Origin of the sequence: Anaerocolumna aminovalerica (genome assembly GCF_900115365.1) — a bacterium.
Lineage (GTDB): Bacteria > Bacillota > Clostridia > Lachnospirales > Lachnospiraceae > Anaerocolumna > Anaerocolumna aminovalerica.
In genome coordinates, this window is sequence record NZ_FOWD01000001.1 from 224,980 (window position 1) to 250,092 (window position 25,113).

Genomic DNA, 25,113 nt, shown 5'->3' on the forward strand with positions numbered 1-25,113 from the left:
CATTTAGTATACCCATTATATAGCAACATAAAATAATATCATGAATTAGTATGTACATTTTATTTATCCTAAGATATATACTAGTTTGTAAAATAATCGGTAGTAGCAGCTTTGCTGACAACATAAATTGAACTCAGAAAGTGCTTAATAAGCTTTCGTAATGACTCTCATAAAACTTTAAATTAGGATAACAGGGTGTATAGGATTAATTTTGCGTAATCCGGCCGACAGGGTAAGGTAGCAAAATTAATCCTATACACCCTGTTATCCTTGAACAATATAAATGGAGTCATTATAAAGCTTAATAAAGCACTTTCTGAGTTTTCAACAAACTACAGAGCAAAGCGCCTCTATTGGGGGCACTTAGGATATTCCGTACATAACAACCGGTAAGCCGGTTCGTCTTCTTCGATGGTAGGGAAGCGGCCTATTTCTTCATAAAAACGGTTATCCGTAGTATCATCATTGCACATAGACACTTCTCCAATTAGTACATCACCGGTTCCCGGTTTTATATCAAAATCATGATACTGGTGAGGCCAAAGAGTAATACTTTCACCGGGCTTTAATTCCACACCGGTTCCTGCTTTTACATAATAAGAACGGCCGTCAGAATTAACTAGAACATCGGAATCGTCAAAGGTACCATCTCCTTTATCATTGTAAAGATGAATAATTAAAGTTCCGCCGCCCCGATTAATAATATCCTCGCTTTTATTCCAATGGAAATGCATAGGGGAATGTTGGCCTTCTTTTAACATTAACAATTTTTCTGCATATACTTTTTTGTATTTTGGATTATTTTGATTGCCGTTTCGAAGAGTGATCAGTGCAAAACCTACTTTTTCAAAATCTCCCAAACCATAGTCTGTAATGTCCCAACCCAGCATGTTGTCACGAATCTCATCGTATTCTTCATTCTTATTTTTCCATTCTTCTGGAGTCCAGTTGCAGAATGGGGGCAGCTCAAATCCGTGTTTCTTTATTAAACTTTCCATTTCTTTAATTGCTTTATTTACTTCTGAACGTTTCATTGTAACCTCGATTCTGGCACTTTAGCGCCTTTGGATAACGAAAGTAATATGTACGCCGGCACAAATTGCCGTTTGAAAAAACATTGTTTTTTCAACCTAATACCTCCGTTTATTTATAGTTTACTTATATTATATAAACCTATAAAAATGTACGCATTTACTTACAAACGATGTACAAAATTAAATGTTTGGTTTATGTCTTTTAATATATTCGGAAGGACTATAGGTATTGTACCGTTTAAATACAACGGAAAAGTAGCTGCTGGTATTAAAACCCAATTCCATAGCAACATGGGTAATATCCATTCCTTTTTCTAATAGAAGTTTAGAGGCCTCGATTTTTTGGAAGTTAATAAAGTTTCTTGGGGATACCCCCATTTGAGCTTTGAACTTTTGCTTATATTGTGAAGTAGATAAATTGCATAGCTTTGCCAGCGTATCCAAGGGTAATTCTTCTTTTAGATGAGTTAAAATATAATTTACGGATGATTCCATATCCATTGAAAGTTTTGTTTTAGGCAGAGTATTACATTCCAATAATTTTTGTATAAAAACAGTCAGATAAGAAGCGGATAAAAATGTATTTTTGGAATGAAAACTTGCATCAAAGGATTTTTTTAGTAAAAGAAGCATTTCCTTTGAGTTGGCGTTTAATAAATGCTGTTCTAAGTGTAATAAATGATTCACCAATGTGTTAGAAGCTGCTCTATTTAAAAATAAAAGATTCTTTGGATTGGTGATATCTAACTGAAACCAATATATTTCTCCTACAGACATGGGAGTTAGATTTGTACTATGTACTTCGTCAGGAAACGTGATAAAAACATCACCGCCACGTAATTTATAATCCTTTTCTCCTACGTGGAACGTAATTACTCCATCGGATACATAAGTGATCTCAAAACAATTTTTATGATAATGATTGGGTAAGGGAGAAACAGCAGTAGTCATGGTGTGTTTTCCAAACATTTTCAGCCCAGGAATCTTAAGTTCCGCATTGGTCAATACATTACGATTGGCAGAGTAAACAGGTACATCGATTAAGTGAATGGCTTCTTCCATAAATACCTCCTATATTAAAACAAAGTACTGAAATATACAGTAGTTGAAAAGAACATGGAAAGTGAAATAAAATATTAATTTTGTACAGTGGCTATAAAGAATAGCAATACAATTTAAATAATATTATAATGTAGATAATAAGAAGTCAATGAAATTAACGAATAAATTTAAAAAGTATTCTGAAGGAGGAAAATGACAATGGATGTAATTAGTATGGGAGAAATGTTAATTGATTTTACGCCCGGAAAAGAGAAGAACAGTTATATTAAAAATCCCGGTGGAGCCCCTGCAAATGCAGCTGTTAGTATAGCAAGAAACGGTTTAAAGGTGGGGTTTTTAGGAAAACTTGGAGAGGATGATTTCGGAAGATTTTTAAGGGAAACGTTGGAAGAGGATGGAGTAACCTATTTATGTGAGGGTCTGACAAAGGAAGCGGTAACTACATTAGCCTTTGTAACCCTTTATGAAAATGGAGAACGATCTTTTACTTTTGCAAGAAAACCAGGTGCAGATATGATGCTTTACGAGTGGGATGTGAAAGAAGAAGATATCGCAAAGTGCCGCTTATTTCATGCCGGATCCTTTAGCTTATCAGAGAATCCCAGCAGAGATGCCGTAAAATATGCTATGAAAATGGCACATGAACAGGGAAAACTGGTTAGTTTTGATGTGAACTACCGTGACATGGTATGGGAAAGTAAAGAAGCAGCAAAAAATGAAGTAGATAAAGTTCTTCCCTATATTGATTTGCTAAAAATTTCTGATGAAGAGTTGTATTTTGTAGGTGGAGAAGAAAACATATTCAGATTAATGGACGAATACGATATTACTGTAGTGATTGAAACCTTGGGTGCAAAAGGTGCAAAGTATTTCTTCCGTAAAGAAATAGGAAAGGTTGAAGGCAGAAGGGTACATGCAGTAGATGCAACAGGTGCTGGAGATGCTTTCTTTGGTGGTTTCCTTTCAAAACTATTATTGGAGGATGTAAACAAGAAACAGGATTTAACGAAAGATATTATTGAAGCTGCATTAAAGTATGGAAACATATCCGGTTCTTTGTGCGTACAGAAAATGGGTGGAATTCCTGCCCTTCCAACTAGAGAGGAAATTGAGAAAGTATGGAATATGTAATAGAAAACAGTAAATTAAAAGTTAGTATCTCAACAAAAGGAGCACAAATGAAATCCATCCGGAATCAAGCCGGAAAAGAGTTCTTATGGCAGGGCAGTAAAAATACATGGGAAGAAAGTGCACCAAATTTATTTCCTTATGTTGGAAGACTGACTAAGGAAACTTATATGTTCCATGGTAAGGAATATCATATGGGGATTCATGGGTTTGCCATGTTGAAAGAATTTACAATATTAGAACAAAAAGAGGATTGCATTACTTTTACACTGGAAGATGATGAGGAAACAAGAATACAATATCCATTTTCCTTTCAATTCTGTGTAACATATAGATTACAGGAGAATGAAATTATTATTACTTATGAAGTACATAACAAAGGCAAGAAAACTATGTATTTCGGCCTGGGGGGACATCCTGGATTTAATGTGCCAATGAAGGATAACTTAAATTTTGAAGATTATGTGATAGAATTTGAAGATCAGACAGAACCCATACAGATTGGAATGTCAGAAGACTGCTTTGTTACAGAGAATAATAGAAAATTCCTTCTTGAAGAAGGGAAATATCTACACTTAAAGCATGATTTATTTGATAATGATGCAATCATTTTAAAAGACATGGGAAAAAAAGTTACTTTAAGATCTGAAAAAGGTAAAGAAGAAATTACTATGCTTTTTTCAAACATGAAATACCTGGGTATTTGGCATTGGCCGAAAACAATAGTAGATTACATCTGTATTGAGCCATGGACTTCTTTACCGTCGAGAAAGGGCATTGTAGAAGAACTAACCACCCAGAAAGATTTAATAAAGCTGGAAGCAAAAAGAAAATACATTAATAGGTTTTCTATCAGGATATGCTCATGATTACATTTCATGAGCATATCCTGATTTAGAGTTAAAAGAGAGTTAGAGTATCCTAAATAAAAATAAAAAATCAATTAAAAAAAACTTAAATTATTGTACTTTAGTTGTATACTCTCCGATTATAGATTAGAATCATTACAAAAGCACCGGTAGGAGATTTATAAAATGCAAAAGAGACAGAAAAAGTACAGCGTTCCAAAAGTACTTAATAAAGTATGTAATTTCAATCAGAATTATTATAAGCAGGGGAGCATAAAACAAAAAATGAAGAAACTGATACCGATATTACTGATTGTACTAATGGTTTACATTATAATTGGGGCCGTTTTTCCATTCATTAATCAGCCGGTTATAAGCAAAGAAACGAAATACAGCATCTACAAAAGTCAATATACTGGTGATGGTATCACAAGTGAGCGAGCTTATATATTGTCGGATAATGGAGAAGCTTTGGAAGAGAGAATACGAATGATAGCACAGGCGGAGAAAAGAATTATTCTATCTACCTTTGAATTTCGTACGGATGAAAGCGGAAAGAAAATATTAGCAGCTTTGCTTTCTGCAGCAGAAAGAGGGGTTCAGATTCAGCTTCTGGTGGATGGAGTTTCTGAGTTTACAAATGTGAAAGGTAATGAATACTTTTATGCACTATCAGACTTACAGAATACAGAGATACGAATCTATAATCCGGTATCACTTTTACGTCCTTGGTCACTTATGGGGCGTCTCCATGATAAATATTTAATTGCAGACGATAATTTATATATTCTTGGAGGCCGTAATACTTATGATTATTTCCTTGGTAACCAAGAGGGATATAAAAATTATGATTGGGATGTGCTGGTATATAATAAAGAAACAGTTCAGGGAGAATCCATGAAGCAACTACTTGCTTATTTCACAGGTATATGGAATCTGCCTGAATGTAAAAAATTTAATAACAATATTAAAATCTGGAAGAAAGATTCTGTAAAGCAGGCAACAGAAGAGTTAATAACAATATATAAAAATATGCAGCAAGAGTATCCGGAATGGTTTCAAACGATTGACTATTATGGGAAAACAGAGCCGGTAAATAATATTCAGCTAATATCTAATCCTACAACCCCTTATGCAAAAGAACCCATTGTATTTTATAAGATAACCCAGTTGATGCAGAATGCAAAGGAGGAAGTCATTTTTCATACGCCCTATATTATCTGCAATGACTGGATGCTGGGGGAAATAACCAAAGTCAGCAAAGCGGTTCCTAAAGTAACTATGCTGACAAATTCTGTTGCGAATAATGGTAATCCTTTCGGAGCAATGGATTATCAGAATAATAAAGGAAAGATATTAGATACAGGAATACAAATCCTGGAATATGATGGAGGGATATCTTATCATGGAAAATGCTTTGTTATAGACCATAATTTGTCTGCTATTGGCTCTTTTAACTGGGATATGAGAAGTACATATATAGATACTGAACTTATGCTGGTAATTGATAGTGAGGCAATCAACAAAAATTTAAGGGAAGCTATGGGTGTATATGAAGAAAAATCTTTGATAGTAACCGGTAAAGATGATTATATTATCCCGGATGGAATGGTTCCTCAAAAAATCAGTGCAAAAAGGGAAAACAGAATAAGAATATTAAAGATTTTTGGAAAAGCATTTCGGTTTTTAATGTAAAAAAGAAACAAAGTTTTAAAGCAATTAAACAAGTATAAGTGATTTATGAAATCATTTCAGCTAAAGAATAAGAAGAAGCAGAGAGGACCCAATATGAATATCAGTAAAAAAGAACTTTTATCTATACCAAATTGCATGAGCTATTTTAGGATATTGTTGATACCCTTATTTTGTATTACCTATATAGGAGCAAATTCCAAGAAGGATTATTATATGGCAGCTGGAATAATAATAATTTCGGGTGTAACAGATTTTTTAGATGGTAAAATAGCCAGAAAATTTCAAATGATTACGGAATTCGGAAAATTTATAGACCCTGTAGCAGATAAGATGACACATGGTGCAATAGCCTTATGCCTTACTTTACGATATGGCTATATGAAATATCTTTTTATTGTTATGGCTTTAAAAGAAGGATTTATGCTAATTATGGGAGTAGTAAATCTAAGACACGGGAAAAAGCTGGATGGTGCAAAGATGTATGGAAAAATATGTACAACAAGTTTATTTATTGTATTAGCTATATTAGTCTTTTTTCCCGGGATACCGGAAACTACAGCGAATGTTTTGATATTTGTTGAAATAATAATGATGCTAGTAACATGGGCACTTTATATTCCGGTATTTTATAAAATGAGACAGACTTGGGCTAAATGAACTCTTAACTAAGTGTTTTTTACTTGTAGTATATGGAAACGTCATTTTATGCAGGAGAAATATGTATTAGATATTGATTTAAAAGGTTTTATAAAAAAGTCATGCTTTCTACATGTCAGTCTTTTCTCCCGCATAATTTGACTATTCTGTTAATCTATAGTATGCTTATGAAAACAACTCCTAATATCATCTACGGTAGTGGGGGACCCAATGGTAGGGGTGAATCTTTAATTTAAGAAGGGCGGCTTGGAAGCCCTAACCCGTCAGCTAACCTCATAGGAGTCACCAAGCGTATGACGAATCTCAATTTGAGTGAGTATATGCGCTTTTTTCATGGTTAAAACAAACTGAACAAGAAGGGAGGTCAAACCGTTTAATTGTCAGAATATATGAAATGCGCTAAGTAACGTCATAAGGTTTAATATTATGATGGAGGATTTGTAAGTGGATTTGCTATTAAAAATCAGCATTGTGTTACTAGTTGGCATTATCGGAGGAAAGGTGGCTGGAATCTTTAAGCTTCCTAATGTCTCCGGTTATTTAGTGGCAGGGTTGTTTCTTGGACCCTCTTTTTTTAAGTTTATTGGTGGGGATGATCTAAACACTTTTTCTGTAATTAATGAATTGGCACTGGCTGCAATTGCTTTTAATATTGGTAGTGAATTTGTAATTAAAGATATGTTAAAACTAGGTAAATCTATTGTTGTTATAACCCTTATGGAAGTAATTGGAGCGATTTTTATTGTATTCTCGGTTATGTATTATCTATTTAATCAACCATTTGCATTTAGTATCGTAATCGCGTCTATGTCAGCTGCCACAGCACCTGCGGCTACACTCCTGGTAATGAGACAGTATAAAGCACATGGACCATTAACTAAAACTATATTACCAGTGGTTGCTTTAGATGATGTGTTTGGAATTATGGCTTTTGGTATTGCCATGTCTTTAGCTAAAATTTCAATTGGAAAACAGCAGTATTCTGTCTTACAGATGTTTAGCGAACCAATCATCGAAATCAGTGGATCCTTGCTATTAGGATTGATTCTTGGAGGGTTACTTGTAATTATTGCAAAAAAATCTACAGGTCGTGATAATTTGCAGGCAATTACCTTAGTAACTATTGGTATTGCTACAGGGCTTTCAAAAATACTAGGACTTTCTTCTCTTTTAGCCTGTATCATGATGGGTACTATTTTGGTGAATTACTTACATAAATCAAAAAGAGTATTTGATTCTATCAATGATTTTATAACACCAGTTTATATTTTATTTTTCACCTTAGCAGGGGCTAGTCTGAATTTAAGTACTTTTAAAACGGTAGGGCTTATGGGAATAGCTTATGTATTTGCAAGAGCTGGTGGGAAGATGCTTGGAGCTTTTCTTGGAGGAAAAAGTGTAAAAGCCGATCCTATGATTACCAAGAACTTAGGACTGGCATTACTTCCACAAGGTGGCATCTCTATAGGACTTATTGTTTTGGTTAGACAGCAGCTGCCGGAATATGCCGTTACTATAAGTACGATCATTATGTTCAGTGTACTGATATATGAAGTATCCGGACCAGTATTTGCTAAGATAGCGATTCAAAGAGCAGGTGAAATAGATGGATTGGATAAAATAAAAGAAAATCAGAAAAAAGCGAAAAATAATTCAAAGAACGTTAAATTATCTTCTAATTCGGACTATATGAACGTCCAAAATATAGAATAATGGAGGCATAATATATGTACGTGTTATTTGTGGTATTAAATGCAATCGATTATCTGGATGATATTCTATCTGGATTTGTTGAAGTAGGAGTAAGTGGTGCTACAATTTTAGATAGTCAAGGTATGGGAAGTTCTATTGTGAATAATCAAAATAAGAACATTCCGTTATTCGGTGCTTTACGTATGCTATTAGAAGATTCCCATCCATATAGTAAAACTATATTTACTGTATTAGAGAATGAAGAATTGGTTGAAAAAACCGTTGCAGTTGTTCAAGAAGTGGTGGGCGATATTTCAAATACCGGGGTTGGATTTATGTTTACAGTGCCAATCGGTAAAACCTATCAAATGGGGCAGTAGGTTATTGGCTATATAAATACAAAGGCATCAGGATGAAAAAATCCGGATGCCTTTACTATTCAGTTAGGATGAAAACTTGTACTATTGTTTCGATTATCTAATCGTGAAACCTTTTTACCCCCTTATTCAGTGTTTGAGATGACTCCAAGGTTCAGTAGCTTTTGGCCTACTTATGATATTTTCCTGTACATTCTACGATATCAATCTCAATCACAGCAGTGCCCTTAATCATGTTATCAGGAAGCTCTTTCCCGACAAATTGTGGTGTGTACTTCTCAACCAGTTTATTCAACACTTCACGTTTATAATCCAAGTCCTTAAGCAGTGAAGCGTTTCCAATAATCACAACACTATTGTACTCAGCCTCAGTGTCACAGGCATTTTCTATATTGTCAGTCAAAAGACCAAACAATTCATCGACTTCAAAGCATACTTTAGAATTTCGATTTACATTATCTATTTTTTGTCCCTTTGGAAGGCCATGCATATATATTTTATTATTGTAGTAAACAAAATGCATAGCAATGACATAGGGATAACCATTCTCATTGATGGTAGCGAATCGTCCGGTATCTGCACGATGAAGTAACCCGTCAATCTGCTCTGTTGTTAATTGAAACTTCCTCATTCTGTATTGCATTACTTTTCCTCCTAATGTAAATTTGACTTTATTTAATGTATATACGTACTGGATATACAATCAGGCATATTATATCACATAAGTGTATCTGTAAAAAGATACACTTATGTGATATAATATAGGGTACACTTTATTATAAGGATGGTAATAATTCTATGATTTATATTCAAGAAAATTCAAATGAGCCAATATACCTTCAGATCTATCGCCAGATCAAAGAAGATATTGAACAAGGAAATATTGTACATGAAGAACGACTTCCAGGTATTCGCACACTAGCCAAAACCTTGGGTGTTGCGGTTAATACTGTCATTCGGGCTTATGCCCAGCTAGCTGTGGAGGGATATGCTGAGGCAAGACATGGTTCCGGATTTTTCGTTCTAGACAACTCCAATAAAGACACGGAGAGGAATTATATATCACAGAATATAAGCCCTATATCTGTTGAAGGATCAGATTTAAAGCAGCCTGTAAGTCTATATGATTTTCAGTACGGAGGACTTTCTTATGAGCAATTTCCTTTTAAGTTATGGCGAAAATATACCTCTCAAATTCTCTTATCATCACAAAAAGATTTGGTTAATCAATATCCGGATAAACAGGGTGATCTGCTGTTAAGGCAAGAGATTAAAAAATATCTGCACAGAGCAAGGGGGATGGTTTGTTGTGAGGAACAAATTGTCATCGGCTCTGGACTACATTATTCGTTAGATATTTTGTGCAAGATTTTGCATAAGGAAAACAATAGGATTGCCATGGAAGAACCCGGTTACAATGGGGCAAGGGATGTATTTATTAACAACAATTATAATTTGTATCCGATTCCGGCTAATAAAGACGGACTTACCCTCTCGTCCATTTATCGTTCTGGTGCATGTGCTGCCTATGTAACACCTTCACATCAATTTCCTTACGGAACTGTTATGCCAATCTATCAACGTAAAGAGCTCCTTAATTGGGCAATAGCTAACGATGCCTATATCATTGAGGATGATTATGACAGTGAACTAAGATACGATGCAAATCCAGTTCCAGCCCTTCATTCTCTGGACATGGACGACCGTACTATCTATATCGGAACTTTTTCAAAGTCCCTTTCTCCTTCCATGCGGGTGAACTATATGGTGTTGCCAGTACGGTTGCTCACAAGATATTATAGTCTATTCCATACCTACAATTCTCCTGTATCTTGGTTGACCCAACGTGTTCTAGCGGCATATATGAGGGATGGATACTATGAGCGCCATGTTCGAAAAATGTGCCTCAACTACAAAAGACGGCATGATGTATTAGTACAGGAAGCAACGAAAATGTTTGGCAGAAAAGTAGTCTTATATGGTCGTGGAGCGGGGTTGCATTTTATTTTGGAGTTCCCAGGTGGTGAAGAACAGGAGTGGCTTATTAAACAGGCAGAAAAAGTTGGCGTGAAAGTATATCCCATGATTCCATTCTGGAATGACAGGAACGCTTGTCCCCAAAATGTTATATTTGTAGGATACAGCTTGCTGGATGAACAACAGATACGAAAAGGCATTGCATTGCTACAATCTGCATGGTTCAGTGCATTACCATAGAAAACTCAATTAATCATACAAGATTGTTTAAAAATATTTCCCTGTAGAATTTAAGATACTATTGTATATATTATTGTGGTATAATAAGGAAACTTAAATTATTTAATAATAATTTTATTATCATAATGAGAATTCATATTGAAAGAAAATAAATATGATTACAATATATTTTTGGAGGGGTTCATGATTAAGCTAACTGATATACTTAACAAACAATACAATATAAATTCTACTAGTATTACCCCTCAAACAGGCGGCTGGTCGGCCCTTGCATATAAAGTATCCGATGGTGTGAAGGACTATTTTCTAAAAGTCTATGAAAAAAGAAGAGCTTCTACACCAAAACTTACAGCACTAATTGATACCTATGTACCAATCACCCTGTGGCTGAATGAGAATACGGACATGAAAGGAAAACTCCCTGTTCCACTGCTAACCCAAGATGGTAAGCCTAAGTGTGAAGACGACAATGGAATTTATCTGCTTTACGAATATATTGATGGCAAAACCGTAGGTAGTAGTGAATTGACGGAGAAGCAGGTGCAACAGATTGCAAAAATAATTGCAACTCTTCATTCATATAGCGTTGAAATACCTATTGATACAACGGGCATCAGGGAAGATTTTAGCCTGCCATTTCTGGATCAGCTAAAAGAAATATTACATAAAGAATATGCCAGTCTCCCTGTGGATTTAAAGGAATCGCTTGAGCCATATATAAAACCCCTTAAACAATCTTTTGACAGAGTAGAAAGGCTAGCTATTGCTCTAAGACAAAGTAATCCTAAAATGGTTCTATGCCATACAGATATTCATAATTGGAACTTAATGCAGTGGCATGAGCAGATAGTTTTAATTGACTGGGAAGGCTTGAAATTGGCTCCTGTAGAAGCTGATCTCATGTTTTTTATAGATAAGCCATATTATGATGCATTTATAAACATATACCTAAAAATGCACACAGATTTTGTTATTAATACGGATACATTACTATTCTATCGTATTAGGCGAAAACTAGAAGACATATGGGAATTTATTGAACAGCTTTTATATGACAATCAAGAGGATCAGGAAAGAAATGAAACTATAAGATATCTTAAAAGTGAACTGAAGGATTTAGCGTTTGGAAGGATTATATGAGAACAGAACAGGAAACGATGAATTAATGCTTTCAATAGCCAAGGAGAATGACTAGGATTTGATGGTTTCTGATATAGAGGTCCAAAAGGTTTCGAATGAATTTAAAAGAGAACCATGATTATCAAAGCAAAGTTGGGAAATTATGTCTGGCGGTTGAAAGGAATATAAATTATGTTTGGTAGGTGTCACAAAAGAAGTTTAGAAAAGGAAACTAATACATATAAAATTGAAGAGTTAATGACTTATCCGATAAAAGAAAGTTGTTAAAAAAGAATGATGCAAGGTTAAAATAAACCAAATAAATACAAGTATTCGCTCCTGTAGGCGAATGAACAAGGTTACAGGAAATTTATATAATAAGGGGTACTTAGCATGAAGAAAATTGATGAATATTTTGACGAAGAGGCATTGCTACACGATGATAAATTTATTAAAGAAATGGGAATGGCTTTATTTTACGATGAAATAGAAAATCAAATCAACAAATGCTCTCAAAAGAGTGAAATTCTAGTAATTGGCTGTGGGACAGGTCTTGAATTGGAACGTATAAAGTTTGCATGTAATGTGACAGCATTAGATATATCTCATGTTATGCTAGAACAATTGCTAAAAAAGAATTTTTACCCAGAGATGAACTTACAAGCAATTTGTATGTCTGTTTTGGATTTTGATTTCGGCAAGAATAAGTTTGATATTATCCTCACATGCTTTACACTTCATCATTTCAATGAAGAACAGAAAGTAAAATTGTATTCGGCAATTCATGGGTCTTTGAAAAGCAGTGGAGTATTTATAAACGGTGATACCATAGCACAAAGCACGAAAGAACAAGTAACTCGAATGAAAGAGGCAAATACAATTTACAGGCAGCAAAATGCCCCTTTTTCCTCTTTACATATTGATGTACCCTTGACTAAAGAAAACGAAGTAGCACTATTAAGCAATGCAGGTTTTCATCATACTTTAATAGAAAAAGAGTGGACAAATACCGTATTATTCAGATGCTTGTTATGATCATTCGCTTCTATAGTTAATTAAAATAAAATTACAGGAATTTTAGAAAAAGGATGTGTAATAAATAGGATTGTTTGTTTACTGTAAGCCAAACAGGAAAATATTATTCCAATGCCAATGATGCTCTATATGCAAAAGGTCAAAAAGATGATTGTTTCCACGAACATAATTTAATCATAGAGAAAATCAAATAGCACTTATAATGGGATGTGGTCATGCAGGTATTGTAAATATTATGGAAAAAGCGGAACCATATCATCCAAAACTATGCGTTAATGAAAAATACTGAATACAAGAAAACTCCTTTAGGTGATTTTGGAGCCTGGAAATGAAATTTTTGAAATAGCCTTAAGGTACAAACCGAAACACTGTAAATAAAGGGAAGGCATTATGGATATAAGAAAAGAAATAAAGAATATCGACTGGAGTCAATATGAGACCGCTTACGGAAATGCAGATCAAGACATTCCGGAATATTTGAACCAATCAAAGTATATTCCTAAAGTTTCCAGATTGTTATTGGATTTATTTTCAGAAAATAAAGAATGGGCCATGAAAGCAACACATTATTTATGGTGTGGTTTATGCCATCAGCATGCATTTGTATCCTCTGCAGCGCTTCCAGCCTATGATTTTCTTATTTATGGGCTTATGAATCTTGAAGATAATTTGAAGATTGAAATCTTAGACATACTGCTAGGTTTTTCTATTTGTACAGCCGGAGTAAATCTGTCTGATTCATGGCAGGGAAAATTAAGAAGTAAGTTAAAAGAGGATATGGGTTATTTTCAAAAATTGGCATTAAATACAAATGAAGAAATTTTATCTTTTGCTGAAAGTATTATTGAATATTTAGAGTAGATAGAATTTTACAAATAATAAGCTTTTGCTTTTGTAGGGAAAAATGAACCAAGGATACAGGTAATTTAAATGGATTAGTTAAAGGAAATTGAAAAGGAGACTATATGAAAGGTGCAATTCTTGAAAAAGGAGAAGAATATTATACTTACTTGGGCAAGATTTTCGGTACAATAAACAATGTACAGCAAGAATATAATTGGTTAATAACAGACTGTGAGTGTTGTTCACAGACGATTGCTTTTGAGAAGCAAATATTTCAATATAAGAATTATGGTTGGTTAAGTGGTGAAGAATTAACCGCTATGATAAGAGATGAAGATTTCCAATGGGTTTGGGCTGTATTATCAGGATTTGATAAAAATATTACTTTAGAAGAAGTATTAAAATATAACTTACCTTATGCAGATGGTTACAAAGGTTTTTGGGAAAATCCCATATCCATGCAGCACCCGCTTGCCAGTATTGAAATCGTAGCATGGGATAGCAGCTGTACTTTATTCATCAGCAAAGATGATAAAATCACAGAGGATTTTAGGAGGGGTTTCCCATTAAGCAGGGATTTATCAATGTATAATAAAAATAATGGGATATTTGATGAAACAGAAGAATTAAATAACTGGTTATCAAAAAATAAATAGATTAAGAATATAAAGAGAACATAATTGTATACAACATGTATAGATGGTTGACCGGGGACAAGCCGAAGGTATTTTATATTTGGTATAAAGGGTTTAAACAAAAGAGCCTGAAATTTTGATGGCAGTCTGACGGAGCTGCATCTTAGGAAGGAAAAAGTAAATGGATAATCAAAATGAAGTTTTTCAACAGGATTTAAGTAAAGAGGAACGTCCCGGTGCGGTCTTTATGATACAGCTATTGATGAGAGAACCAGTGGTGCTGCCGGAGAAAGAACATATGATAGAGGTCATGGCAAGGCATCTTTCCGAAGTGGAGTGCTTCTGGCATGACGAAAAAGGTGCGGGCTTTGAGGCAAAAAAGTATCTGGCCCAGTTTAAGGATGCAACTCTTCCTCCGCAGTTGATGATTACACAATGCTCGTCATTTGATGAAAAAAATATCGATGGGTTTCAGAAAAGCCAGATGTGGAATTGCATGGATGAGCGGAATAGTATATTTGAAGAATGCCGGTATCAGGTCTTGGCTACGGATATGCTGGCAGCAACACTTTCTATCAAAGACAGAGCGGAACTGGATATGGATTTTATGGAAGCTTTGGTGGAACTTTATCCTCAGTGCGAGGCAGTCTATTTTCACACTTCAGGAAAGATGTTCCCTATTGATCAGATTCGAAATCATCAGATTCCCAGGGAAAACCGTTTCATACACTTTGCAGTGAATGCCCGTTTTTTTAATATTCAGGGTACAAATGATATGATCGTGGATACTGTTGGCATGAGTACGTTGCTTCTGCCGGATGTACAGTACCATTTTCATGATATGGATCCCAACTGGGTTGTGAATCATGCCTACAATGTTGCTTCTTACATTTTGAAAAACGAAAACTCTATAAAAGATGGTGATACCATAGACGGCATCGTGAATGGGCAGTTTGATCCTAATGTGCAATGGAAATGTCATTGTGAAGATGCCTTGATCCAGCCATCCAGACCGGTTTTTGATGTTTGCATGAGCGAACATGCTTCCGGTAATCGAAAATGAGATGGACAGAATAATGGAGAGAAATATGTACATATAACCGATGGGGAAAGAAATAGGTACTTTAACAGCTAACCATGGTATGGAAATGGGAAGCTAAGAATAAATTAACTTCCCATTATACTCAATCTGTGAATTTTTCTGTATTCCAATGGTGTGACTTTCATTAAATCCTTGAAAGCAACCGTGAATTTGCTCTGACTCTCATAACCGACGGAGGCAGAAATATCTGCAATACTTTGTTCTGTCTCACAAAGCAGTACTGCTGCCTTTCGTATTCGATATTCCTTCATAAAGGCTGCCAGGGATTGTCCATATAAGGCTTTAAAATGTTTTTTTAGTGCAGTAGCGCTGATACAATATTCTCTGGCCAGCTCTTCAATGGTAAAACGGTGGGAGAGCTGCTCAGTAATATGCTTTTGAATTTGCTTTACAACCTCGACTTGCTGTCTTTCATATATGCGCACTTGCTTTTCACTTGCAGGATCAAAATAGTAAAGGTATAGCAGTAATTCCATTATTTTCAGCCGGTAATAAGCCCCTCTGATTTCCTCTGGAACAGAGTACATTCCTGAAAAAATATGTTTAATCTGCTCTTTGGATTGTATCATAAAGCATTCGTCATGAAGGAAAAAACCCTCCAGGGTTTTGCAGATGTTACCCGGCATACCAGGCAAGAGGTTTTCCCATTGAACTGGTGCTGCATCCAGATCAATAGTGATCACAAGACCTTGATAATACCCTAACGGAAGTTCAATACTGTTGCAGTGGTTTTGAAGGTGCCTGAGAAAGATATCGCCTTCACCAACGTATTGTAAGCAGCCATCCTTCATTCGGTATTCAACCCGTCCTGCCCAGCAATGATTGATTTCTACGGCATTCCCTGCTTTTACTATGGCAGGTGTATATCGATAAGAAGATATGTCCAACTTTACAACCTCAATACCCGGAAATACGGGATATACTGATGCAGTGCCATCTCCATCTGGAAGTTTGAGTTTATAAGTAGCATAGCTATCCTTTTCTTCTAATAGAATTCCCTCATCAAAATGTGATAATGTATTTAATTTCATTTTAACCATCCGCCTTTATCTTTTATCGTAAAATATTGATTCATTTTATAATCAGTTAATTCTGTCATTCTTATTTTTTCATTAAGAATATTATATTGAAAGTCTCATCAGATTATGTCAGCAATTGGATATAATCTTACTACTAAATCCCATGTTTCAAAGCAACTTGCTGCACTGGTACTTTTCACCCACTATGCCATCACGCTCTTATTATATCATTGGAAGCTCTGGATTGCTTCATCTTTTTCACTTTTAAAGGGTTTATTTTTATCAGGAGGCTCCCTGATTTAGTAAACATTTAAGAGTATCCCTTTTCATTCTCAGTAAAATAATACTTATCATATTTGTTCCAAATAGACAGAGTTTTCGCCCTATTGGTTTTCTTTCCTTGCATCTGTTGACATTGTACTTCTTAATGAATATACTAAAGATAACAATTAAACAATTGCTTGATTGTTATATTGATAAAATTATTAGACGCTGAAAGGAGCACATATTATGAAAAAAGTAATTAAACTACAGGATCTAGATTGCGCAAATTGCGCTTCTAAAATCGAAAACGCAATATCCAAAATGGAGGGTGTAACCAGTGTCAAAGTAAACTTCATGGGGCAGAAAATGACATTAGAGGCTCCTGATGAAAAGTTTGACGAGGTTTTGGCTCAGGCAAAAAAAACAGCTAATAAAATCGAGTCGGGTCTTGTATTTTTAGACTAATTATTGAATCGGTGCGGCTGTCTACATTGGGCCGCTGCCGTTTTTAAAAAAAGGAGGAAAATCCTCCTAATTTAATTATTGAAAATTAAAGCTTTTATAGAAGGAGGATTACGTTTATGACTAAGAAAGAAAAGCGGCTACTGATACGAATTTTAATTGCGGGGGCAATCTTTTTTCTAGCAGTACCGATTCATTATAGAGAACATATTTACAAAGCTCTCGGCTGGGGGTTCCTGCAATCGCCTATTATTAGTTATATTGAGTTTCCGGCTTTTCTCATCGCCTACCTTATTATCGGAGGTGAGATTGTTAGAAAAGCACTTAAGAATATCAGCAAAGGGCAGATTTTTGATGAAAACTTCCTGATGAGTGTTGCCACAATAGGGGCATTTTGCCTTGGAGAATACGCGGAAGGTGTAGCAGTAATGCTGTTTTATCAGGTAGGGGAGCTGTTCCAGTCTTATGCAGTGTCCCGTTCACGCCGCTCCATTGCAGAGCTTATGGATATTCGCCCTGACTATGCGAATGTTTTGCGGAACGGAGAACTGGTTCAAGTGGATCCGGAAGAGGTGGCTATTGGAGATACGATTGTGGTGAAACCGGGAGAACGCATACCACTGGACGGCGTTGTTACAGACGGCCGCTCTGCTCTGGATACTTCGGCTCTTACCGGAGAGTCTGTTCCTCGTGATGTGAATACCGGTGATGAGGTTATCAGCGGATGTATCAATCAGACTGGTAAGTTAATCATCAAAGTTTCGAAAGAGTTTGGAGAATCCACTGTCTCAAAAATTTTAGAACTGGTTGAGAATGCTTCCGATAAAAAGAGTAAAAGTGAAAACTTTATTACCAGGTTTGCACGTTACTATACACCATTTGTAGTTTTTGCTGCGGTTGCACTTTCTATTATTCCGCCTCTTGTTACCGGCCAATCATTTTTGATTTGGATAGAACGCGCGCTTACATTCCTTGTAATTTCATGCCCATGTGCCTTGGTTATTTCGGTGCCTCTCAGCTTCTTTGGGGGAATTGGGGGCGCATCCAAATGCGGCGTTTTGGTAAAAGGCAGCAACTACCTGGAATTACTTGCTGATACTGAAACCGTTGTATTTGATAAAACTGGTACACTTACAAAAGGTAATTTTGTTGTAAGTGAAGTTCGTGCTCTTAATATGAGTAAAGAGGAACTTATAGAAATTGCAGCTCATGCAGAGGATTATTCCAGCCACCCTATTGCGGCAAGTATCAGGAAAGCTTATGGCAAAACTGTTGATTCTTCATTGATAAAAGATATTGAGGAAATTGCCGGCCATGGTGTGAAGGCCGTGATTAATGATAGGGTAGTGCTTGCAGGTAATGCAAAACTTATGAAACTGAAAGGAATCTCATATGAAGAGACATCTTCTGTTGGTACAGTTGTTCACATTGCTATTGATGGAGCCTATGCCGGATATATTGTTATTGCCGATGAAATAAAGGCGGATTCCCGTCAGGCTATCCTTGACCTTAAAGCGGCAGGGGTCAAACAGACCGTTATGCTTACAGGTGATGCCGATGCTGTGGGGAAAAAGGTAGCTGCCCAGCTGAATTTAGATAAAACATATACAGAGCTGTTACCTGCCGATAAGGTAGACCAGCTTGAAAAACTGATGAAGCAAAAGAGTGAGAAAGCAATGTTGGCCTTTGTTGGCGATGGTATCAATGATGCTCCCGTTTTGGCACGGGCTGATGTGGGAATAGCCATGGGCGGGCTTGGTTCAGATGCAGCCATTGAAGCAGCGGACGTTGTAATTATGACAGACGAACCTTCTAAGATTGCCACAGTAATGAAAATAAGCAGAAAAACCCTGCGCATTGTAAAGCAGAATATTGTTTTTGCTTTGTTTGTAAAGGGAGTAGTATTGGTCCTTGGAGCTGTCGGACTTGCTAATATGTGGGGAGCGGTATTTGCAGATGTAGGTGTTTCAATTATTGCTATATTAAACGCTATCCGAGCATTGAATGTAACAAAATATAGTCAGTCTCACTAGTAGTAACGGATATAATTATCCTATTATTTTCCCAGGGTCTGTTAACAGCTCTTGAAATGGCGGCTTACCCTTATGATATAAATGTGCTATTCGCAGTTGATTGCGAATAGCACATTTTCATTTAACAATTCATATGGTCGGCAATCCCCTTGTTTGGGCAGGCCATTTGAAAAAAATTATCTATCATTTGATGGGTAAGACGAGCGGTCTCCGTATCGGCTAATGTGTAGTAAACTTCCTTGCCGTCACGCCTGCTGGAAATGAGACCACTAAGCTTTAAAGACTTTAAGTGATGAGATACGGCCGCAGTACTCATACCAATTGCTGCTGCAATATTGATACCACATTCTTCACAGTGGCATAGAAGCCACAGAATACGAAGTCTGGTGCCATCGCAAAGCTGCTGAAAAACAGCAGATGCATCTGAAAAATAATTTTCCTCAGGCATTTTTTCAAGTATCATTTCAATATTTTGACCATGGTTGTGAGGTAAGCATTTTTTATCCATACAGATACCACCTTTCAAATTAAACAAATACTTAATTGTTTAATTATATTCCGGCGCTATAAATTTGTCAATTCCCTGCCACAGAAGAGAGAAGGAATAAATGACGCAAAAGAACACATCTGCTGTTGATTTATCTTTGATTGTACCGCGTAAAGGCACTCGGTGATGAAACAGGGCTTGGTATCTTATGGATACTGACAACCAGTGAAATGTGTATCGGGATTTAGCCCAATATATGAACATATCAAAGGCTGCTGTTTCCCATCAGCTTAGAGAACTATGAATGGTAAACCAAGTCAAGAGTCCTTTACATTTTACACCTTAAACAGAAATGGTTTTTATATTGCCATAATACAGCTAAAGTGATATTAAATTCATATTATAAGTTGACTAAATATCAACTATATGTAATAATAGGTGAAACGATTGTAAAGGAGGATGTTTATTTGGATAATGACATTCTAAATCTAGAACAGGCAATGGAGCTTTTTGGTGTTAGTGAACGAACCATGATTAAGTTGTTGCGGGAAGAACGGATTCCGGCAAGAAAGATAGGCCGTGAGTGGAGATTTAGTAAAACAGCGTTACTAAATTGGTTGGGAACTGGAGTTTCAACTGACTATTTGAATCAGACGGAGTTATTTAGAGTAGCAACCGACACAAAGGCAGATGTCCCGGAAGTTTTATCCCAGATAGGAGAGGCGGTAGAGAAATTAAAAGATAATGGTACAAATATACGTGAATTATTGCCGGAGCTGGAAGAAGATATTATTCTGCCTGCTGATGCAACCTTACGGGTGAGCTATAAACGTCAACGAGAAGTTGAAAAATTAACCTTTAAGATTTTTTGGCCAATCAGAAATTGATTTTGGAGAAAGAGGTATATTGTGGAGCAGAAATCTAAAAAGAAGTTTGTCGTTTCAAATATTGTTTTATTAGGACTGGTTAGTTTTTTTACAGACATAAGTACGGAAATGGTTTATCCGATATTACCAATGTATTTAACTTCTGTCATGGGGGCCTCGCCTGCAATTATAGGGTTAATTGAGGGCGTTGCCGAGAGTTTGGCCAGCATATTAAAACTTTTTTCGGGGATGATTGCGGATAAATATAATAACAAAAAGCAGTTAGCTTTTACAGGATATATAGCATCATTTTTCAATAAGGTTATTATATTGCTAGCTACTTCATGGACCGGAGTTTTAGCTGCACGCATTGTGGACCGCTTTGGGAAAGGAATACGGACAGCACCCAGAGATGCACTGGTTGCTGAATCTGCTGAAAATGGCGGTTTCGGCAAAGCATATGGATTACATAAAGCCTTTGACATGATGGGAGCATCTATTGGCATATTGCTTGCTTTTTTTCTAATGGTATCTTCTGATGAAAGCAGCTTCCGGAACATCTTTATTATCTCAATGATTCCGGCCTTAGTAGGGCCTCTTTGCGTAATTTTGGTAAAAGGAGGAAAAAAGCAAAGCGTCCCTAAAAAACTGGATTTTAAATGGAAATCCTTAGATATTCGTTTAAAAACATTTTTAATCATCATTTTAATTTTTACCCTTGGAAATTCATCCAATTCATTTATTCTGCTCCGTGCATATAACGCAGGTTTTTCCGAGCGCAAGGCCATATTGTTGTATTTTGTTTTTAATATTGTGGCTTCGGTATTATCTTACCCTATCGGAAAACTGTCGGACAAAATCGGGCGTAAATATACCCTGTGTGTGGGTTATTTCTTATATGCAATAGTATATCTTGGAATTGGTCTGCTAAGTTCAAAATCCGCCTACTGGGTGCTGTTTGCCTTATATGGCGTGTATACGGCACTTACAGCAGGGGGAGAAAGGGCGTTAATTGCAGAAATCGCCCCGTCCCATTTGAAAAGCAGCGCCTTGGGACTTCATTCCGCAATCGTGGGTATAGGGCTGTTGCCGGCTTCCCTTATCGCCGGCTTTTTGTGGGATGCCGTGGGGCAGGCAGCCCCGTTTGTGCTAGGAGGATGTCTGGCTTTATTTGCAAGTATTGCTGTTTTCTTTGTGTTAAATATGAAGCCGGCTTTTTCAGAATAACATTATCCTATTCGTCAAAAGGCGCGGCTTACCCGCCTTTTGACAATAGAAATTGTTTCCCTATACTTATTTAGAAATTTATGGTATAGTTGTCTTGTCAATTCTGTTGCTTTTCGTATTACTATAGTGGTCGTTAAGTTTATTGGCGGACGATTAAATATTATAAAATTTAAAATTTTGAGGGTGAAATGAAAATTAAAAAAATATTTAAACAAATTAGAAATAACTATGTGATTGAACAGGTGAAAAAAATTAATATTCCTGATTTTGAAGCAGATAAGACCATACGATATCATATAGTTTTTTCGGGAAGAGTACAACATGTTGGTTTTCGTTTGGAAATTGAACAGTTAGCATTAAGAATGAAATTAACCGGATGGATAAGGAATCTGGAGAACGGAAATGTAGAGATGGAAATTCAAGGAATGAAAAATAAGATAGGCTTCCTTTTAGACTTTATGAATTCGTTAAAACGGATCAAAATAAATAAAATGGATAAAGACATAAAAGCCCTTTTAAACCAAGAACAGGAATTTAGAATATTATAATGATTTGGATTAATATTCTTCTCCCACAATGATATTAGCTGGGCAATGTAAATTATAGCATCTTTGTGCAGATACTATATGAATAAGCGATATGAATAGATTCAGTAATGTGCTGCTAAGTTCTGCTGACATAACAGGCCTAACAATTTCTCCAGCTATCTGGTAGCGGCCTGCATATAATGCTTGTACAAAGCTGCAAAACGATGGGAATAGGAGGTTACCCAGGGTTTTCTCTTCCCGCAGAAATGGAGGATTGCTGTGTTCTGTATTACCCAATCCAGATTATAAACTCCACCGCTTCTAATCAGGTAATTGGAATAATACCTGGCGTCATAGTTCCATATGGCATCGTCTACCGGCAGCGTTTGAAACCCATATAAGAAATTAAAAACATCTTGATCAGGGAGCAAAAGTTCAGCTTCGTGTTCACTGACGCACTGAAATATTTCATCCCGCTTTACAATTGCCCTGGCCTTTGTTAAATCCATTAGCATAACGCCAGAATTATAATAGTCATGTTCGGTTCCCAGTCTTACCCGGTTGATTCCGTTTATCATATCCGTAATTCCGGTATGGGACGCGGCAGCAAAGGCGCAGCCGTTAAGCTCCACATTCCATAAAGGGCGGAGGGGATTAATCACAAGAATATCCGGGTCAAGATAAAGAATCTTTTCTATAGACATAGGCAGCAGATGGGGGGCCAACAAGCGGTAATACATTTCCTGTGGGTATCGCTTAGAAATTGGGGCATTTTGGAATATTTCACGGTCTACCTTTAGTGGAGTTAGGGATACGCAATGTAAATTACAGTACTCCACCAGCGTCTGCAAGTCCTTCTGCGGAATCCCGCTATGTAGCAGCCAGACCTGTATAGTTTCCCTTGGATTGTTAGAAAGCAGTGATTTTAGCATGGTTTGAAACGGTTTAATATAGTTTTTATCAAAGGTTACTAGCAGATTGATTCTGTCATTTTTCATATCCTTCTCCTTTATTGGTAATACTGTAATATTCCATGCTTTCAACAACAGGAAGTCATTAATGGTGGCAATAATAACGGAAATACAGGTGAAACAGGGCAAACAAAATTGCCGGATACTACCTTATTCCAGTGGGGACTTTTAACAGAATTGTTGGAAAGCTATACAATTGCCAGTAATACGGTTAATACGGCTGAAATTTCACAGGATGTAATCTCAACTGCCTTTATTGAATCAGTAACCTTAACCCAGATTTTAGGTAATTCCAGCCAGAAAGAAGTATACACGATTAAGGCAAATTCCCCTATAAGCAAAACAACTATAACGGAAGAAGGAAATATCCTAAAACTACTTATAAATAATGCGTACATAAATACCGCAGCATATAACCTATCCGGTATATTGGCAGGAGAATTCAGCGGAGTTTACCATGCTATTGAAAATAACAGTGAATTAAGCTTTAAACTATCCAGTACAGATATCAAATATGCAATCGATTTATCAGAAGATAAATATACCATGACTGTAACACTATACCCTAATTATGTAAATACCATAGCAGCAGGAAGAAAAAATGGTGAAGAGTTTGTGGCAATAACAGCCATGGAGGATATTTCAGTTACCCTGACTGAAAGCGGTAACTATTTGATGTTACAGCTTCCCTTTACAGTAAATGGAGTGGGAAATAATAATACGGAATCCTCTTCTTTGGAAGGAGTGAAGGCAGTAAGCGTTACCGGCATCAATGATTATACTACCAACATTACTATCGAAAAGTCGGAAGCTTACACCTACAGGGTAGACCGAAACAAAAATACATATACCGTGTTTTTAACAAAATCCTTCGATTCTGGAAATAGCGGAGAGACAGAAACAAATACAGAAAATGCCCTGCAGTTCAAATTACCGGAAGGCGTTACCTTCAGTGATATTACCACAGAAGACAGATACCGTTATTATCAGAATAAAATAGCTATTTTACTGCCCGGAGACCAGACACAGTTTTATGATGAAAACCCGGTTACCGTATCTGCAGGGGTGGTACAGGATGTTACCGTTTCTTATGTGGGCAACCAAACGGAAATTGTAATAGTAACCTCAAAGCTTCAAGGTTTTAAGCTTTCCGAGACAAATAATGGAGTAAGCGTTAAGCTTGGTGACCCAAGAGATATATACCAAAACATCGTACTTTTGGATCCGGGTCACGGCGGTAATGCAGCAGGTGCTACCCGTACTTTAAAGGGTGTGAAAATTATGGAAAAAGACTTAAATCAGCAGATACTTTATAATCTTGCAAAAGAATATTTTAATGCTCCTGATTCACCGGTTAAAGTATACTATACAAGATACGGGGATGAAGTCAGATATTCCAATACAACCACGGAAAACTATGATAGGGCGGCACAGGCAAAGAGGATAGGAGCTGATTTATATGTAAGCCTTCATATGAATTCCAATACAAAAACATCCCCTGTGGGAACAGAGGTTTATTATAACTCAAAGAACAATAAAGCCAATGGAAGTGGTCTTACCAGTAAAAGACTGGGTGAAATGCTGCAGACAGCATTGGTACAGAACCTTGGAACGGTAAACAGAGGAGTAAAGGACAAATCTCTTATTGTAACCAGAGAAAATTCTGTACCTGCCGTACTGATTGAATTGGGCTTTATGTCAAATCCACAGGAGCTGGCTTTATTAAATGACCCTGTTTTCCAGGAAAAAGCAGCAAAGACCATATACGACACCATTTGTCAGGTATTTGAAGAATATCCAACAGGCAGGTAAT

Annotated in this window: 25 protein-coding genes and 1 riboswitch; of the genes, 19 read left to right on the forward strand and 6 right to left on the reverse strand. The window is 36.4% G+C overall.

All coding sequences use genetic code 11. From position 1 onward, the window contains the following. Positions 1 to 350 precede the first annotated feature (350 nt). On the reverse strand, positions 351 to 1,034 hold the full coding sequence (locus BM183_RS00965; protein ID WP_091683682.1) for a D-lyxose/D-mannose family sugar isomerase: 684 nt from the start codon (positions 1,032 to 1,034) through the stop codon (positions 351 to 353). 180 nt (positions 1,035 to 1,214) lie between these two features. After that, on the reverse strand, positions 1,215 to 2,096 hold the full coding sequence (locus tag BM183_RS00970) for an AraC family transcriptional regulator (protein WP_091683684.1): 882 nt from the start codon (positions 2,094 to 2,096) through the stop codon (positions 1,215 to 1,217). A 198-nt stretch (positions 2,097 to 2,294) separates the two neighbouring features. Here BM183_RS00970 and BM183_RS00975 point away from each other — a divergent pair, with 198 nt between their 5' ends. From BM183_RS00975 to BM183_RS01000, 6 genes are all read left to right on the forward strand, one after another. Then, entirely contained in the window at positions 2,295 to 3,227 is a 933-nt protein-coding gene (locus BM183_RS00975) for a carbohydrate kinase family protein (RefSeq protein WP_170847846.1), read from the forward strand. Beyond that, positions 3,215 to 4,093 carry an aldose 1-epimerase family protein gene (locus BM183_RS00980; protein WP_091683688.1) on the forward strand — a complete coding sequence of 293 codons (879 nt, stop codon included), beginning with the start codon at positions 3,215 to 3,217 and terminating at the stop codon, positions 4,091 to 4,093. Before BM183_RS00975 ends, BM183_RS00980 begins: the two co-directional genes overlap by 13 nt. A gap of 165 nt (positions 4,094 to 4,258) precedes the next feature. Further along, positions 4,259 to 5,767, forward strand: a complete 1,509-nt coding sequence (locus BM183_RS00985) for a phospholipase D-like domain-containing protein (RefSeq protein WP_242960788.1) — start codon at positions 4,259 to 4,261, stop codon at positions 5,765 to 5,767. A 93-nt stretch (positions 5,768 to 5,860) separates the two neighbouring features. Next, complete coding sequence (locus tag BM183_RS00990; RefSeq protein WP_091683691.1) at positions 5,861 to 6,424, forward strand: CDP-alcohol phosphatidyltransferase family protein; 564 nt, start codon at positions 5,861 to 5,863, stop codon at positions 6,422 to 6,424. Positions 6,425 to 6,591: 167 nt separating this feature from the next. Continuing rightward, positions 6,592 to 6,721, forward strand: a riboswitch (cyclic di-AMP (ydaO/yuaA leader). 147 nt (positions 6,722 to 6,868) lie between these two features. Beyond that, positions 6,869 to 8,137, forward strand: a complete 1,269-nt coding sequence (locus tag BM183_RS00995; protein WP_091683694.1) for a cation:proton antiporter — start codon at positions 6,869 to 6,871, stop codon at positions 8,135 to 8,137. A 14-nt stretch (positions 8,138 to 8,151) separates the two neighbouring features. Beyond that, a complete protein-coding gene (locus BM183_RS01000) occupies positions 8,152 to 8,496 on the forward strand; it encodes a P-II family nitrogen regulator (protein WP_091683696.1) in 345 nt (114 codons plus the stop codon). Between the two features lie 166 nt (positions 8,497 to 8,662). Here BM183_RS01000 and BM183_RS01005 read toward each other — a convergent pair whose 3' ends face one another. Then, positions 8,663 to 9,136, reverse strand: coding sequence for a pyridoxamine 5'-phosphate oxidase family protein (locus BM183_RS01005; protein WP_091683698.1), 474 nt, complete (start codon positions 9,134 to 9,136; stop codon positions 8,663 to 8,665). Between the two features lie 155 nt (positions 9,137 to 9,291). Here BM183_RS01005 and pdxR point away from each other — a divergent pair, with 155 nt between their 5' ends. The 6 genes from pdxR to BM183_RS01040 all read left to right on the forward strand — a co-directional run bounded on the left by pdxR (position 9,292) and on the right by BM183_RS01040 (position 15,405). Then, positions 9,292 to 10,710, forward strand: coding sequence for a MocR-like pyridoxine biosynthesis transcription factor PdxR (gene pdxR, locus BM183_RS01010; RefSeq protein WP_091683700.1), 1,419 nt, complete (start codon positions 9,292 to 9,294; stop codon positions 10,708 to 10,710). Between the two features lie 183 nt (positions 10,711 to 10,893). Further along, complete coding sequence (locus BM183_RS01015; protein ID WP_091683702.1) at positions 10,894 to 11,850, forward strand: aminoglycoside phosphotransferase family protein; 957 nt, start codon at positions 10,894 to 10,896, stop codon at positions 11,848 to 11,850. A gap of 372 nt (positions 11,851 to 12,222) precedes the next feature. Next, positions 12,223 to 12,864 (forward strand): class I SAM-dependent methyltransferase, encoded by a 642-nt coding sequence (locus tag BM183_RS01020; RefSeq protein WP_091683704.1) that lies wholly within the window; start codon positions 12,223 to 12,225, stop codon positions 12,862 to 12,864. A 390-nt stretch (positions 12,865 to 13,254) separates the two neighbouring features. Next, positions 13,255 to 13,725: a hypothetical protein gene (locus BM183_RS01030; protein ID WP_091683706.1), complete on the forward strand. Its 471-nt coding sequence runs from the start codon at positions 13,255 to 13,257 to the stop codon at positions 13,723 to 13,725. A 104-nt stretch (positions 13,726 to 13,829) separates the two neighbouring features. After that, the gene (locus BM183_RS01035) at positions 13,830 to 14,363 is read left to right on the forward strand and encodes a hypothetical protein (protein WP_091683708.1); all 534 of its coding nucleotides are present in this window, start codon (positions 13,830 to 13,832) and stop codon (positions 14,361 to 14,363) included. Between the two features lie 160 nt (positions 14,364 to 14,523). Next, positions 14,524 to 15,405: a DUF4261 domain-containing protein gene (locus tag BM183_RS01040; RefSeq protein WP_091683710.1), complete on the forward strand. Its 882-nt coding sequence runs from the start codon at positions 14,524 to 14,526 to the stop codon at positions 15,403 to 15,405. A 104-nt stretch (positions 15,406 to 15,509) separates the two neighbouring features. Here BM183_RS01040 and BM183_RS01045 read toward each other — a convergent pair whose 3' ends face one another. Then, positions 15,510 to 16,475: an AraC family transcriptional regulator gene (locus tag BM183_RS01045; RefSeq protein ID WP_170847847.1), complete on the reverse strand. Its 966-nt coding sequence runs from the start codon at positions 16,473 to 16,475 to the stop codon at positions 15,510 to 15,512. Positions 16,476 to 16,973: 498 nt separating this feature from the next. Between BM183_RS01045 and BM183_RS01050 the strand changes: the two genes are divergently transcribed. Together BM183_RS01050 and BM183_RS01055 are read left to right on the forward strand one after the other, a co-directional pair. Then, complete coding sequence (locus BM183_RS01050; RefSeq protein ID WP_091683714.1) at positions 16,974 to 17,192, forward strand: heavy-metal-associated domain-containing protein; 219 nt, start codon at positions 16,974 to 16,976, stop codon at positions 17,190 to 17,192. A gap of 116 nt (positions 17,193 to 17,308) precedes the next feature. Then, positions 17,309 to 19,222 (forward strand): heavy metal translocating P-type ATPase, encoded by a 1,914-nt coding sequence (locus BM183_RS01055; protein WP_091683717.1) that lies wholly within the window; start codon positions 17,309 to 17,311, stop codon positions 19,220 to 19,222. A gap of 121 nt (positions 19,223 to 19,343) precedes the next feature. Here BM183_RS01055 and BM183_RS01060 read toward each other — a convergent pair whose 3' ends face one another. Continuing rightward, positions 19,344 to 19,730, reverse strand: a complete 387-nt coding sequence (locus BM183_RS01060) for an ArsR/SmtB family transcription factor (protein ID WP_091683719.1) — start codon at positions 19,728 to 19,730, stop codon at positions 19,344 to 19,346. Positions 19,731 to 19,941: 211 nt separating this feature from the next. Between BM183_RS01060 and BM183_RS21595 the strand changes: the two genes are divergently transcribed. The 4 genes from BM183_RS21595 (at position 19,942) to BM183_RS01075 (ending at position 22,350) form a co-directional block, all read left to right on the forward strand. Further along, the gene (locus BM183_RS21595) at positions 19,942 to 20,013 is read left to right on the forward strand and encodes an ArsR family transcriptional regulator (protein WP_416386020.1); all 72 of its coding nucleotides are present in this window, start codon (positions 19,942 to 19,944) and stop codon (positions 20,011 to 20,013) included. A 163-nt stretch (positions 20,014 to 20,176) separates the two neighbouring features. Beyond that, on the forward strand, positions 20,177 to 20,596 hold the full coding sequence (locus BM183_RS01065) for a helix-turn-helix domain-containing protein (protein ID WP_091683721.1): 420 nt from the start codon (positions 20,177 to 20,179) through the stop codon (positions 20,594 to 20,596). A 21-nt stretch (positions 20,597 to 20,617) separates the two neighbouring features. After that, positions 20,618 to 21,802, forward strand: a complete 1,185-nt coding sequence (locus tag BM183_RS01070; RefSeq protein ID WP_242960790.1) for an MFS transporter — start codon at positions 20,618 to 20,620, stop codon at positions 21,800 to 21,802. 188 nt (positions 21,803 to 21,990) lie between these two features. Continuing rightward, on the forward strand, positions 21,991 to 22,350 hold the full coding sequence (locus BM183_RS01075) for an acylphosphatase (protein ID WP_091683725.1): 360 nt from the start codon (positions 21,991 to 21,993) through the stop codon (positions 22,348 to 22,350). 155 nt (positions 22,351 to 22,505) lie between these two features. Here BM183_RS01075 and BM183_RS01080 read toward each other — a convergent pair whose 3' ends face one another. Further along, positions 22,506 to 23,327, reverse strand: a complete 822-nt coding sequence (locus BM183_RS01080; RefSeq protein ID WP_091683727.1) for a glycosyltransferase family 8 protein — start codon at positions 23,325 to 23,327, stop codon at positions 22,506 to 22,508. Between the two features lie 108 nt (positions 23,328 to 23,435). On the opposite strand from BM183_RS01080, the gene BM183_RS01085 reads away from it, so the two are divergent. Next, on the forward strand, positions 23,436 to 25,112 hold the full coding sequence (locus tag BM183_RS01085; RefSeq protein WP_091683729.1) for an N-acetylmuramoyl-L-alanine amidase family protein: 1,677 nt from the start codon (positions 23,436 to 23,438) through the stop codon (positions 25,110 to 25,112). Position 25,113 lies beyond the last annotated feature (1 nt).